Source organism: Plantactinospora sp. B6F1 (assembly GCF_040120695.1).
Classification (GTDB): Bacteria; Actinomycetota; Actinomycetes; order Mycobacteriales; family Micromonosporaceae; genus Plantactinospora.
Window position 1 is genome coordinate 62,568 of sequence record NZ_JBEEAC010000028.1, and the last position, 13,747, is coordinate 76,314.

Here is a 13,747-nt window from a genome sequence, read left to right on the forward strand (position 1 = left end):
CGGTGGCATCACCGGACGCGGCGGCGCCGCCCTGACGCCACAGTCGTCTATTGACCTGACTGGATTCGATCAGCCGAGCGCAAACCGGATTGTGGTACCGGCGACCCGATCCCCTAGACTCCGGCACATGAAGGTTGTCACGGTCGCGACCGAGCTGGAAAATCCCTTCCTCAACCGGCTCCTCATCCCGTCGTGCCGGGCGTCCGGCCTGGAACTGACCATTTTGCAGCCCCAGATCGCTCGGCCGTTCAGGTTTGCCGACAAGCGCGCCTGCCTGACCCGCTACCTGTCCGAAGTGGCCGATCGCGACGAGCTCATCGTATTCACCGACGCCTATGACACGCTGTTCATCCGGGACGAGCGGTATATCCAGCAGACCTATGCCGGATTTTCGCAACCGGTCGTGTTCAGCGCCGAGCTGAACTGTTGGCCGCTCGGCGTCGTCGGCCTGGCACTGTGTCCCGGTACGCCGGTCGGCCGCTATCCCTACCTCAACAGCGGTGGCATCGTTGGACCGGCGGGGGAACTCCTCGACCTCTGCACCAAGTATCCCGAGCCCCCGAGTAATCGCTTCGACCTTCTGGAACGCCTACGCGCGCACGGTTATCACACCGACCAGTTGTTCGGTTCGAGCGACCAGTACTACTGGACGCTGGTCCAGCACCTTGAGCCGGACCGGATCGGGCTTGACAACGACGCCCTGATCTTCGAATACCTCGGGCCGTCGACGCCGGGTCTCAGCAAGGCGGAGATAATGCGCGAAGTGCAGGAGTTTCGGGAACAGGGCAGGAGTGCGGCCAGCTACCGGCGGGACCACGCCCGGCTCAAAGCGCAGCTGACGACGCCGAGTTCAGCCGCTCAGCTGCACTTTGCCAGCAAGACCACCAAGGCGGCGCTGCTCGACCTGTGGGAGGAGGGCGAGGTCCCCGACTGGCTCCGCGAGCGTACGGAGCCGGCATCCGCGGCCGGCCCGGACTTTCGGGTGTGCCGAGTGTGACTCGGTCGGTGAACCTTTTTCAACCTGAACCGCGCGGCGCGCGCACCGCGTCCAACCTTGCCGTCCTCCCACCGCAAGGGGAGGGTGAAAAAGGTTCAGTGTGGAGCGAACAGCCATCCGGTCCGGTCGCTGCCGAGCCGAGCCTCGATGGTGTCGCAGTTCGTGATGAGCCGGTACAGCTCCTGCGAGTTGAGCTGCCCGTTCTTCGGAGCCATGTACCTATCGACCTGGTCCGGCGCGAGCGGCGAGCAGTCGAGGAACCGGAGCAGTCGGTTGACCACGTCGGTACGAGTATCGCGCGGAGCGAAGTAGAGGTCCTCGTACGTCAACATCACACTGCTTTCGCGCCGCTGTGACTCGACGAGGTTCCCGTAATGGTTGATGTCGTCGTCGAGCTGGGCGAGCCTGTCGCCCAGCTGATGCACGTCGAGCTCTCCGAGGCTGCCGTAACGGCCCGCGATGCGACCCACCGCATCCCATTTCTGCCAGAGGCCCGTCCGATCGGCGATCGCCTGTGAGACGACTGCCTGAAGTAGATTGGATCGGCGCAGGAAGATGAGTTTGAACCGAGCGTCGCCAACCAGTACGTCGTTCAGCTCTCGCGGCAGGTCCTCGTCTGTGGTCTTGATGCCGTTGAACTTCCTGCTCACGACCTCCAGCTGTTCGTACAGACTCCGGACGTCGGTTATCTTCGACCGGTAGTCGTGATTGTCGACGTCCCAGGTCTTGTAGTTCGGATTGAACGGCTCCGACACCGCGCAGATATCCTCGTGCAGGTTCAGCGTTGCCAGGAGGCTCTCGCTGCCGCTACGGGCGTGTGCGAGCATGACAAAGGCTATGTCTGGATTCATGTGCCAACGCTCCAGGTAACTGGCCAGGTCGTCAAGCTGTCTTTCCGACGACACGTTCCGGGATAGCACTTGTGTTTTCAGCGTATGTCGAAAATGGACGTCGGCCAAGGCGTTCGGGCCTGGCCCGATGCGACGGACAGAGGCGACGTGTCCGATTCTCGCTACCCTGCGGGCGGCCAGCGGTGCACAGCCGTGGCGGGCAGGAGGTCCTCGCCGGGCTGTGCGTGTGAGGAAATCCGCAGTCGCACACATGCACCTGACGCAGTCACCCCGCGTCGGGCACGTCGCAGCCGGTCCGCGGCTCGCTGCCGCGATGCTCCAGTTCGGTGGCAAAGTCGATCAACTCGTTGCCGTACTGACGCGCGATCTTCCCGATCAGCACAGCGCAGTGCGGCGGCACGCTCTTCAACACGTCCCGCCACCTGGCTGCCACGAGCGCCGACGAGCCGAGCCACTGCAACAGCCAGCGTCCTGAGTCGGTGTACCGGAGGGAAGGGTCGCGTCGCAGCCCTTCGAGTAAGGGCAGGACGTCGGAGTGTCCCGCCCGTACTCGACGCTGCCGGGAGCCCGTAGTACCGTCGTCCGCCCCTTGCCTGACGGTGTCGAAGGGCCGCAGCGGCACGCTCTCGGACTGGCTCCGGTGTGTGCGCGCGGGCAGTACCGCCTCACCGGTCTGGATCCGCGCCCGAACGTCCCGGACGGTGGCGACGGAGATGCCGGCCTGCTTCGCGACCTGTCGAAGGGAGAGCTGAGGCTGCTCCAGCATGGTGCGGCGGGCGATCTGCCGCCCGTCGGCCGTGCTGAGAGGCCGGGCCACTCCGTCCCTCCCCACCCTCACGTGGGCTTCGGCGCCGACGGTGCGTGCCCGGATCGCCGCGACGGTGCGGGCCGCGAGTCCGGAGATGGCGGCGATGCGGCGATCGGACATCCCGGGGTCGAAGCGGATGATCCGGGCTGCTGCCGCTCGCCGTTCGGCCAGGCTCAGCCCGAGGCCGTGCCGAACGTTCGCCTCGACCGCGACGCGGAACGCCTCCTCGGGTGAGCCGTCGAAGAACCGTGCCGTGATCTCCGCGAGCCCGCGCAGTTGGGCTGCCCGGCATCGGTGCACGCCGTCGATGATGCTCAGGGTGGCACGGTGCACCAGGATCGGCGGCAATTGTTCCTGTACCTCTGCCAGGGCTCGGACGTGATCACTGTTCACACCTCGTAGGCGCGGGGAGTCGATCGTCCGGAGGTCGGCGATCCGTACAGAGGTCAGGGAGGTGTCTGTGTCGAGCCGGCTTCCCACGCCCGGATCCGTCTCTGCATTCACGTCCGATTCCCGTTCGTCCTCCGATCCGACCTGATGCGCCATGCGTATCCCCTCTCCACAAGCTGCATCTCTTGCGACAAAAACATACGGCTTTGGTTTGGTGGCGCTCTCGCCAGGTTGAAGGCACGGCATCATGCTCTTGTCCGCCACGATGTCGCCACTATCACTCGTGCGTAGGTCCACAACGATGCGCCGCGCCACAGAATGACGATTCGCTACGAGCTACGACGCGACCGAGCAGCCGGTGCAGGCTGGGAACACTGAGAGGTGCTGGTAGGGAATCTGCCCCGCAGACGGCGATGACCGGAACATTGTCTTCCCGCACATCAGACGCCTCCCCGTGACGTTCCCGCATAGAGACACTCGAATGCTCTAATAGAGGGCTGCGAATTTGAACATACCCCACCATCAACAAGGCGGCGAGCTCAGCCAGTCGTGGTGTCCACCCTCGTCCGGGAGCTGTTGCCGCTGCCTACGGGCCGGTTGGGGGTCGCGTCCCGTGCCGGCGCGGCGATCAAGGACCCCCCTTACCTGGCGGAATGTCCCGCCGAGGCGGGAGGCGGGACGAGTCCCGAGACATCGGGGAGTGGGCCTGTCGGCGGCGGGCGCGGCATGGGCGCGTGGTGACCCTGGTCGAGCGACTGTCCCGGCTCGTGGTACCGGTACCGCAAATCCGGCCGTGACGCCGAGCCGGCCGCGATGTCGAGCGTGGGCGAGGCGGGGTCACCGCTGCGGACCGCTGCCGCAGGGGCTACCGAGAACGCGGCCGTATGCCGCACGAGTACTTTCGCAGAGGCGTGCCGATTACCTCGGCCCGAAGTGGTCGGAGGTCGTGGCTTGCGAAATCGACGGCCGTTCCCGTAAGATCCAAAATCGGAAGAGGCACTCCGCGTATTCGCCGAACTCGTACAGGTAAATTGCTTCGGTCTAATCTCCGGGAAAATCTCAGTAGTGCTCGCACACCATTTTTGGAGTGTTCAGCATGGGCAAGCCGACCTTCAGCGTGGCGATCCCCTACCGGCAGCGGCTGCCCAACCTTCGGCGGGCGTTGACATCACTCGCGGAGCAGACGATGGATAGCTCGCGCTTCGAGGTCGTGGTCGGCGCGATCGACTACTCACCGGAGTACGTCTCCCTCTGTCGGGACTACGCCGATCGGCTTACCATCGTGACGGTCATGGCCAGCGGCGGGTGGAACTCCAGCCGTGCCAGGAATCTGGCCCTTCGGCAGGTGTCCGGCCGGATCCTGCTCCTCATGGACGCGGACATGGTGCTGCCGTCCGGCTTCCTCCAGAACTTGGCCGACAATTACTACTCCGGCGAGGCGGAGGTTTGCCTGGTGGGTCAGATGATCGACTACCGGCCGGACGGTGTCTACGACCTCACCGACGTGTCCGGCGCCGGGCTGCCGTACGAGCACTATCGCGCAGCCTTGGCGGAGCTGCAGGCCGGCCCCGGTGTGCGGCTGGACCGACGGCTGGACCGGGATCCGGCGGTGGCCTGGACGGGGGTGTGGGCCGGTCTGGTGGCGATACCCGTAGCGACCGTGCGACGGCACGACCTCTCGTTCGACGAGAACTTCCACGGGTGGGGGTTCGAGGATGTGGAATGGGGCTATCGGGTCTGGCGGAGCGGGACGCCGATCATCATGCGGGAGGACGTGTACGGCGTGCACCAGCCGCATACTCGGTCCGGCCGCCTGGGGGACGACGAGTACCGTGCCAACGGCAGGTACTTCCTGGCGAAGTGGCCGAACCTCGAGGTGGAACTGTTGCGCACCTTCGGCCCCGCCGACGCGGCGCGATGGCTCGGCGATGCCAGACGGGAGATGGCAGCGGTCACCGGCGGTGGCCGGCTGGGGGTCATCACAGGTTCGGCCGGCGGTGCCAGGGCCTTGGTCGTGGGCGTCGCCCTCGACGACCGCCAGCAGCCAGCGGACGCGACCGCCCGGAGTCTGCTGGACCATGGACTGCCGGACGAGGTCCTTTCCCTGATCGGATGTGCGCTTCCCTATCCTGACCGAAGCATCGATCGGTGTTTCGTCCTGCCACGCCTACAGCAGTTGAGTCCTAGGTATCGGGACGCGGCACACAAAGAGGTTCGACGGGTCGCGCGGGTGGTCACGTCAGTCGCGGCTCCAGCGTGACGCCGGCTCTACCGCAGAGGTCGAGCGGCTGAGGTCCTCGGCCTGCCGCGGTGATCCGCTTCTGCAGGTGGGAAGGGGCGGAGGTGCGGCCATGTCCGGAAATCACATCAACATGAGAGCGTGACTCACACGCCCTTTTGGGCTGATGCGCCGTGATCGGTTCGAGGTGATCGGTTCGCGAGATAGTGCATGTAGGTTGACGCACGCCGGTTCCAGCCACGCCGCAGCGGATCGTGGACGATCCGGCTCAGCAGTCCCACTGGCGTGACTATGAAGTAGTAGGCGAGGGCAAGCAGCGCGGTGGACATGGGTCCTTCCGATTGTCTGGGCGGGCTAGTCCATCGGGATCAGCGCGCGCCAGTCGTCGTCCTGGTATGGAGGTTGTGCCGACTTCTCCAGCAAATGCCCACCCAACGCGAGCAGGTCCATCCTGGTGCGCATGAAACAGGTATACGCGTCGTCAGGGGAGCAGACAATTGGTTCACCGCGGACGTTGAAGGAGGTGTTCACGAGTACGGAGCAACTGGTTGCCTCCTTGAACGCGGTCAACAGCCGGTGGTAGATCGGGTTGTTCTCCGGGTGCACCGTCTGGACTCGTGCGGTGAAGTCCACGTGGGTCACTGCGGGGATCGTGGAGCGCGTGATCCGGAGCAGGTCGAGTCCGGTGGCATGACTGGTGGAATCGCTGCGGGTTCTGAGCGCGGGGGAAACTTTCGCCACCAAGAGCATATAAGGGCTGCTCTGAGCCAGCTCGAAGTATGCTTCGGCGTCCTCGGCCAGGACGGACGGTGCGAACGGCCGGAACGACTCGCGGAACTTGATCTTAAGATTCAGTGCGGACTGCATCCTCGGATCCCGTGGGTCTGCGAGAATCGAGCGCGCTCCGAGTGCGCGCGGCCCGAATTCCATCCGACACTGGAACCATCCCACCACTTTACCTGCGGCGAGCGCGGCAACAACTTGGTCGATCAACGTCGCCTCGTCCAATACCCGGTAGACCGCCCCCCGGCGGTCGAGTGTGGACCGGATGTCTGTGTCGTCATAGGCGGGTCCCAGCAACGCACCGGACATCGCGTCCCGGCCGGTTCCCACGTGTACGCGGCGCGCGCCTCGCGACATGGCGACAGCGAGAGCGGCGCCCAACGAGCCGCCGGCGTCACCGGCCGCTGGCTGGACCCAGACCTCCTCGAAGGTGCCCGCGTCGAGCAACTTGCCATTCGCGACACAGTTGAGCGCCACGCCGCCCGCGAGGCAGAGCCGGGGTTCACCGGTCAGCCGACGCGCGGTGCGCGCCAACCGGAGTACCACTTCCTCGGTGATCGATTGCACCGATGCCGCCAGGTCGAACTCCCGTTCCGTGAGTGGTGCTTCCGGAACGCGGCGTGGGCCGCCAAACAGCCGTTCGAAGCCGCGGCCGGTCATCGCCTGCCCCCGCAAGAACTCGAACCAGCGCAAGTTGAGCCGAAAGGATCCGTCCTTCTTGATGTCGATCAGTCGTTCTCGGATCACGTCCGTGTACCTCGGCGTACCGTACGGCGCCAGCCCCATCAGCTTGTACTCGCCGGAATCGACTTTGAAACCGCAGTAGTAGGTGAACGCCGAGTACAGCAGTCCGAGCGAGTGTGGGAAGCGCAGCTCGGCGAGCTGGCGCAACTGGTTGCCCACGCCGTGCCACATCGTCGTCGTGGCCCATTCTCCGACGCCGTCGATCGCCAGTACAGCGGCGGACTCGTAAGGACTCGGGAAGAACGCAGAAGCGGCGTGCGACTCGTGGTGCCGCCGTACGACGATCTGAGGAGGGTCGCCCAGATCCAGCCGGGCCAGCTGTCGACCGAGGTGGCGGGTCATGGCGAGCTTCCACGACAGCCAGGGCGGCAGCGTGTGGCGGAACGTGCCGAAGGCGTGTGGTGCGGCACCGAGGTACGTCGCCAGCACCCTCCTGAACTTCAGGGCGGGATCCTCGTAGTAGGCCACCGCCGACAAATCTGGCAGTTTTGCCCCTACCTCGTCGAGGCAGTACCGGATAGCGTCGGCCGGAAAATCGGAATCATGCCGACGTCGGCTGAATCGCTCCTGCTGTGCTGCGGCGATCGGGACGCCATCGGCGAGCAGCGTCGCCGCGCTGTCGTGGTAGTGGGCGGACAAGCCGAGGATTAGTTCAGGCATTGTGGCCTCACGAAGCGATTGGCTCAGAACATGGGGTAGATGGAGTCGTCGTTGCCGCGGCGACGCTTGCCGCGTTGACGCCTGCGCCGAAACAGCCAGTCCAGAAGGTACCGGAGGTAGGCCAAAGCATCGACCGTCCTTCCTCTTCAGGTCATCGGTTTTCGTGTTAGCTAGCGTAGGTCGAGGTGGCGCGCGAGTAGGGCGGCGATGAAGTCGTATCCCAGGTCAGTCAGGTGGGCGCGGTCTACAAACAGCCAGTCGTCAGGGGCGGCGGCGTCAGCGAGTAGCGGATTTAGATCAACGAATGGGATGCCGAGCCTTTCGCAGCCTGCCCGGACCGCGGTTGCGTAGGACCGGCCCACCTGTCGTCGCACGATGTCTCCGTAGGTGTTGCTGAAGCTGAACACCTCGTCCAGTTCGTCGAAGAGCAACTGCTCCTGCGGGGCGGGGCGGTCCCGCACCCAGGTGGCAAGGGGCTGGAAGGCAAAGGACAGGTTCGCCCCCAGTGCGCCCGCAAGCAACTGCCAACTGCCGAGGTGTCGCAGAGTCAGCTCCGTGGCGATCTCCACCTGCTCTCCAGCGGGCGGCAGAGGACGTGCAACCCGCTTCGACGGCGGTGCCTTCCGATTCCGGCGCAGGGCCTCCGACAATGGAGACGGCCGTGGTGGCCTGTGTCGTTCGTACATGATGTCGTTGAACTCGGAGCAATGGTAGAAGGCGCCGTGTTCTCCGCGTACGGGCGACGGCAGTCGGGCCAGACCGAGGTTGTTGAGCCCGGAGAGCAGGACGATATTTCGGATCTCGGGCAGCAGGTGTCGGTGCAACAGGAAGTTGATCAGCTCCTGGGCCGAGTTGTGGGCCCGCCCGCCGAAGTTCATCCATGCATGCTCCGGTGAGTATTTGGCCCACAGTCGGGAGGGCACTGTCGAATCGTCCGTCGTGGCACCGACCCCGAATACCGTGGAGGCTCCGACGAGCACATTTACTGGACCGGCCGGCCGCGAGTCGGCGACGGATGACTCGCGACTGCCGTTCCTGGAGACGCGGAATCCCAGTCGGTCGGTGTTGACGATGTCGGAGCGGTGGTTCGCCGATTGGAAATACATCACGTAGGGCAGCCAACGTAGCTTGCCGTCCTCGTACAGCTGTTCTGAGTAGTACAGCATCTGTGGTGTAAGTCTGGCAATGTGTGATTGCATCAGATGGCACCCCACTCGGACAGATTGAGCGACTAGGCAACGGTGGTCGACAGCCAATGCGGGGCTGCTGAATGACTACCACCAGATGATCGACATCCGTCGTCGTACACAAACCTACGGGATGGGTGGAGCGATAGCAACGCTGTTCGTCCACCATTCGACTCGGCCGGCCCGAACCCTCTAGTGCCGTGACCACGTCGTGCCGCAGACGCAACAGCCGGACGTGGTCTGGATCGGCTGGAACACCCAGGCTCCCCGGGTGATGCGGGACATCGACCGCGGCGTGCCGCTGAACCTGCTCGGCGTGATGATGCTGCTCGCCCCGATCACCGGCGGGTCCGCGGTCGCGTCGGGCTCTATTTCTCTCCTAGGGTTACGGCACCCCGGTCGGCGGCACCATCGTGCTGGTCGCCACCGCGCCGCTTCACCCGGTGGCGAGATCGGCGCCGACCAGGAACGGCGGTACGAGTATCGTCCGTGTCGTCCACCGGGCCGGTGGCGCGGCCGCCTGCCGACCGGGCATCGGAGGCGGCGTTCCGGCTCTCGGCCGGTGGCAGTTGTGCTCTCCCGGTATATCCCCGGCGGTGGGGGGTAGCAGCGGACGCACAGCCACGCGGTAGGCCGGGAAGGTAGAACATGCGATCACCCACCGATCCCGACTCCGCCGCCACCCCCGTCCCCGGTCGGGCCGCCCCGACGACCAGCGGTGACCAGCCCCCGGCCGCCGATGAGCAGCCCGCGACCAGCGTGGAGCAGCCCGCGACCGGGCAGGAGCAGCCCGCGACCAGCGCGGAGCACTCCTCGACCGGGCAGGAGCAGCCCGCGACCGCCGGGAAGGGGGCGGCGGACGGCGGGTCGGCGCCCGGCCGGTTCGGCGGGTTGCGGCGGCATCGCCGCTGGCTGCTCCCGCTCGTCGTGGTCCTGCTGCTCGCCCAGATGGCGGCCGCGATGCTCAGCACCGCCGTGCAGCAGACGCCGACCATCGACGAACCGGTCTACGTGGGTACCGCGATGGTCTATCTGCGGGAGGACAGCCTGCGGTACAACTTCGAGCATCCGCCGCTCGGAAAGCTGATCATCGGAACCGGGCTGCTCTTCGCCGACGCCCACTTCGATCCGGCCTTCACCGGTGACCAGGGGGCGGTCGGGCGGCACCTGCTGTACGAGTCCGGTAACGACCCCGGCCGGCTGATGCTGCTGGCGCGGCTGCCGATGATCCTGTTGACCCTGCTGTTCGGGCTGGTCGTCTACGTCTTCGCAGCTGATCTCGTCGGCCGGGTTGGCGGGTTGGCGGCGCTCGCCCTGTACGCCTTCTCGCCGGACGTCATCGCCCACGGGTCGCTGGCCACCCTCGACGTACCCGCGGCCGGATTCCTGCTGACCTCGGCCTGGCTGCTCTGGCGGGCCCGGCGGCGGCCGCTGCGCTATCTCCCGCTCGCCGCGACGGCGCTCGGCGCGGCCCTGGCCACCCGGATGAGCGCGCTGGCGGCGGTTCCGGTACTGCTCCTGCTGGCCGTACTCTCGGTCTGGTCCGCCGCTGGCGGCGGCAAGCGGCGCGATCCGCGTGGCCGGGTCCGGCTGCTCGGGCTCGGCGTGGCGGCGGCGACCGGCGTCGGCCTGGTGGCGGTGGCCGTGGTCTGGGCCACGTATCTCGTCGTCGACCCCCGGTTGAGCTGGGTGACCCCGGAAAACCTGCGGGCCGTGCACGGGCTACGCGGGATGGTCCTGGACTGGCTGCCGCTCCCGCGGCCGTACCTGGACGGGATGCGGTTCCAGTTCCAGATCGAGGACAAGACGTTGGCGTGGGCTTGGCGGTCGCGGACGTGATTGGCTGCTTCGGTCAGCACGGGGCTTGCCAGGAGTGCGTGGAGTCCGGCGCCGTTGACGAGTCGGCTGGCGGGCGTCTCCGGCTCGGGGTGAGCCACCCCCGCTTTCATGGAGCTTCTGATCATGGTCTGATGGCCATGAGGAGGAGTCGTTCGTGGTAGCACCGAAGAAGTACCCCGACGAGCTACGCCAGCGCGCTGTGCGCTTGTACCGCGAGTCGGACCCGAAGCCGGTGATCCGGCGCTTGGCCGAGCAGCTCGGCGTGCATCACGAGGCGCTCAGGAACTGGATCCGTCAGGCCGAGGCTGACGCGGGCGAGCGCACTGACCGGCCCAGCAGCGACATGGTGGCCGAGAACCGCCGGCTGTTGAAGGAGAACGCCGAGCTGCGGCGGGCGAACGAGATCCTGAAAGCGGCGAGCGCGTATTTCGCGGCGGAGCTCGACCCGACCCGGCGACGGTCATGAGGTTCATCGACGAACACCGTGACCAGTTCGCGGTCGCGCTCCTGCTACGGGTCCTGGGCATCGGCGCCTCCACCTACTACGCGTGGGTCAGGCAGGCCGAGCAGCCCTGCGACCGGGATGTGGGCGACCTGGGCCTGATCTCCAACATTCACGAGATCTGGACCGCCTCGGGCATGACGTACGGCGCGGACCGGGTCCATCGGCAGCTACGCCGTGACGGTATCCGCGTCGGTCGCAAACGCATCGAGCGGCTGATGGCCGACCAGGGTTGGCAGGGCGCGTTCCTGCGCCGAGGCTGGCGCGGCGGCTCCACCCGACAGGACCCACGACACACGCCAGCACCGGATCTGGTCGGGCGACAGTTCACCGCGACGGGGCCGAACCGGCTCTGGGTCGCTGACGCCACCCGCATCCCCTGCGGCGAGGGCGTGTTCTGGCTCGCCGCGGTCCGCGACGTGTTCTCCCGCCGGATCGTCGGCTGGAAGACGTCTGACCGCTGCGACACCGACCTCATCCTCGCCGCCCTCGAGTACGGCATCTGGTCCCGCGACGTCCGCGACGGCCAACTGATTCACCACTCGGACAGGGGCTCGAACGGCGGACTCAACCGATCGTCGCAACACCTCGTGATCATGGAGGTGTTCGATGGTGCGTCGTCAGCAGTTGGCGGATCGGGCGTTGCGGCCGGCGATGCGTTCGCCGGGCCGGCCGATGCCGGCGCGGCATGTGGAGCGCGCCTTCTGGCGCCTGATTGCGCAGGGCAAGCGCACCGAAGAGACGGCGCTCGAAATGGGTGTGTCGACGCCGGTGGCGGTGCGCTGGTTTCGGCACGCTGGCGGCATGCCGCCACTGAACCTGGCCGAGCCCACCGGCCGCTACCTGTCCTTCTTCGAGCGCGAGGAGGTCGCGCTACTCAAGGCACAGGGCCAGGGCGTCCGTGCGATCGCCCGGCAGCTCGATCGAGACCCTGGCACGATCTCGCGCGAGCTGCGGCGCAACGCCGCCACCCGTGCCGGCAAGCGGGAGTACCGGGCAGGCGTCGCACAGTGGAAGGCGCAGATCGCGGCGCGGCGCCCGAAACGGGTGAAGTTGGCGGGCAACCCGCGGCTATGCGAGTACGTCCAAGCGCGGCTGAGCGGGCAGTTGCAGCGTCCTGACGGGACCGTTGCCGCCGGCCCGTCGACGACTTGGAAAGGGCTGAACAAGCCGCACCGCGCCGACCGGCGCTGGGCCACGGCCTGGAGCCCGGAACAGATCAGCCGGCGGCTGGTCGTCGACTTCCCCGACGATGAGGACATGCGCATCAGCCACGAGGCGATCTATCAAGCGCTCTACATCCAAGGACGCGGAGCCCTCAAGCGTGAGCTGGTCGCCTGCTTGCGCACCGGCCGGGCACTGCGCAAGCCCCGGGAACGGTCCCGGAACAGGCCGCAGGGTCACGTGACCGCCGATGTCGTGCTCAGTGAACGGCCTGCCGAGGCCACCGACCGTGCGGTGCCTGGGCACTGGGAGGGCGATCTGATCATCGGCTTAAACCGATCGGCGATCGGCACCGTCGTGGAGCGCAGCAGCCGCTACACGCTCCTGGTCCACCTGCCCCGCCTCGAAGGCTACGGAACCGTCCCACCGGTCAAGAACGGGCCCGCCCTGGGCGGCTACGGCGCCACCGCGATGAAAGACGCCCTCAGCTCGACGATGACGACGATGCCGGCCGAGCTGCTACGGTCGCTGACCTGGGACCGGGGCAAGGAGCTCTCCGCCCACGCCCAATTCAAGGTCGAAACCGGCATGGCAGTCTACTTCGCCGACCCCCACTCGCCCTGGCAGCGCGGCACGAACGAGAACACCAATGGCCTGCTACGCCAGTACTTCCCTAAGGGCACAGACCTGTCTCGCTGGAGCCTCGATGACCTCCTCGCCGTCCAGGCCGCCATCAACAGCAGACCCCGCAAGGTCCTCGGCTGGAAGACACCCGCCGAGGCCCTCGACGAGCACCTACGATTGCTGCACAGCAGCGATGTTGCAACGACCGGTTGAACCCAGGAACTACACGTCCTTCCGGTTCGCGGAACGCTTACAGGACAACGGGATCCTGCCCTCGATGGGCTCCGTCGGCGACTCGTTCGACAACGCCCTGATGGAGAACTTCTGGTCCACCCTAAAGATCGAACTCGTCTACCGCACCTCATGGCGGACCCGCGACGAGGCCGAGAACGCGATCTTCGTCTACATCGACGGCTGGTACAACACCCGCCGTATCCAGAAGGAACTCGGCTACCTCAGCCCTGACGAGTACGAAACCGCCTGGCACACCCACCAACACGACCTGGCCGAGCCAGCAATCGCCACCCCTGCACCAACCGGCAGCAGGTAACCACCGCTCCATCAAAGCGGGGGAAACTCAGGTTCCCGCGTTCACTGCTGACCGATCGACGAGGGAGGCGCCCAGCTGTTATCCCGGCAGCATCGCCATGACTACGCCGCAGACCTTCACCATGGCCTCCGGACCCGGCGCAATCTGCCGACCCCGGAGTCGACCACCCAAGACTGCGGGCGGTCGTGCACTGCAACCCGGCCCACATCCACCAGATTCGAGCCGGCACATCGCTTACGGGACGTCAACACTGGTTCCTGTTCGTACACCTTCTCGTCTCGCTACAGAGGTTGAAAGGCTGACGTTCGGGTCGTCACGGTGGTTCGGGGTCGAGGGTCATGCCGGTGTTGACGAAGAAGCCGGCGAGGAGATGGGTCTGTTGCTGGCAGGCTCGTAGTCGTTGTCTGAC

General features: G+C 66.2%; 11 protein-coding genes and 2 pseudogenes. 8 read left to right on the plus strand and 5 right to left on the minus strand.

Annotation, left to right across the window (positions count from 1 at the left end; all coding sequences use genetic code 11):
• Positions 1–127 precede the first annotated feature (127 nt).
• Entirely contained in the window at positions 128–997 is an 870-nt protein-coding gene (locus tag ABNF97_RS26850) for a glycosyltransferase domain-containing protein (RefSeq protein ID WP_349340217.1), read from the plus strand.
• A gap of 95 nt (positions 998–1,092) precedes the next feature.
• Here the strand turns inward: ABNF97_RS26850 and ABNF97_RS26855 are convergent, their stop codons facing one another.
• A complete protein-coding gene (locus tag ABNF97_RS26855) occupies positions 1,093–1,848 on the minus strand; it encodes a hypothetical protein (RefSeq protein WP_349340218.1) in 756 nt (251 codons plus the stop codon).
• A 265-nt stretch (positions 1,849–2,113) separates the two neighbouring features.
• Positions 2,114–3,361 (minus strand): ParB/RepB/Spo0J family partition protein, encoded by a 1,248-nt coding sequence (locus tag ABNF97_RS26860; protein WP_349340219.1) that lies wholly within the window; start codon positions 3,359–3,361, stop codon positions 2,114–2,116.
• 781 nt (positions 3,362–4,142) lie between these two features.
• Here ABNF97_RS26860 and ABNF97_RS26865 point away from each other — a divergent pair.
• Complete coding sequence (locus tag ABNF97_RS26865) at positions 4,143–5,306, plus strand: glycosyltransferase family 2 protein (protein ID WP_349340231.1); 1,164 nt, start codon at positions 4,143–4,145, stop codon at positions 5,304–5,306.
• A gap of 125 nt (positions 5,307–5,431) precedes the next feature.
• Here ABNF97_RS26865 and ABNF97_RS26870 read toward each other — a convergent pair whose 3' ends face one another.
• The 3 genes from ABNF97_RS26870 to ABNF97_RS26880 all read right to left on the minus strand — a co-directional run bounded on the left by ABNF97_RS26870 (position 5,432) and on the right by ABNF97_RS26880 (position 8,638).
• Positions 5,432–5,614, minus strand: coding sequence for a hypothetical protein (locus ABNF97_RS26870; protein ID WP_349340220.1), 183 nt, complete (start codon positions 5,612–5,614; stop codon positions 5,432–5,434).
• A gap of 25 nt (positions 5,615–5,639) precedes the next feature.
• Positions 5,640–7,472 (minus strand): carbamoyltransferase family protein, encoded by a 1,833-nt coding sequence (locus ABNF97_RS26875; RefSeq protein ID WP_349340221.1) that lies wholly within the window; start codon positions 7,470–7,472, stop codon positions 5,640–5,642.
• 170 nt (positions 7,473–7,642) lie between these two features.
• Positions 7,643–8,638 carry an SGNH/GDSL hydrolase family protein gene (locus tag ABNF97_RS26880; RefSeq protein ID WP_349340222.1) on the minus strand — a complete coding sequence of 332 codons (996 nt, stop codon included), beginning with the start codon at positions 8,636–8,638 and terminating at the stop codon, positions 7,643–7,645.
• Between the two features lie 226 nt (positions 8,639–8,864).
• Between ABNF97_RS26880 and ABNF97_RS34345 the strand changes: the two are divergent.
• The 6 genes and pseudogenes from ABNF97_RS34345 to ABNF97_RS26900 all read left to right on the plus strand — a co-directional run.
• Positions 8,865–8,978: pseudogene (locus ABNF97_RS34345) on the plus strand (choice-of-anchor M domain-containing protein); the annotation flags it as partial.
• A 329-nt stretch (positions 8,979–9,307) separates the two neighbouring features.
• Positions 9,308–10,498: a phospholipid carrier-dependent glycosyltransferase gene (locus ABNF97_RS26885; RefSeq protein WP_349340223.1), complete on the plus strand. Its 1,191-nt coding sequence runs from the start codon at positions 9,308–9,310 to the stop codon at positions 10,496–10,498.
• A gap of 154 nt (positions 10,499–10,652) precedes the next feature.
• Positions 10,653–10,964 (plus strand): transposase, encoded by a 312-nt coding sequence (locus ABNF97_RS26890; RefSeq protein WP_349340224.1) that lies wholly within the window; start codon positions 10,653–10,655, stop codon positions 10,962–10,964.
• A pseudogene (locus tag ABNF97_RS34350) lies at positions 10,961–11,551 on the plus strand (IS3 family transposase); the annotation flags it as partial. The gene ABNF97_RS26890 and the pseudogene ABNF97_RS34350, both read left to right, overlap by 4 nt.
• A gap of 58 nt (positions 11,552–11,609) precedes the next feature.
• Entirely contained in the window at positions 11,610–13,001 is a 1,392-nt protein-coding gene (locus ABNF97_RS26895; RefSeq protein WP_349340225.1) for an IS30 family transposase, read from the plus strand.
• A complete protein-coding gene (locus ABNF97_RS26900) occupies positions 12,982–13,338 on the plus strand; it encodes an IS3 family transposase (RefSeq protein WP_349340226.1) in 357 nt (118 codons plus the stop codon). The genes ABNF97_RS26895 and ABNF97_RS26900 overlap by 20 nt, the downstream gene beginning before the upstream one ends.
• Positions 13,339–13,747: the final 409 nt, after the last annotated feature.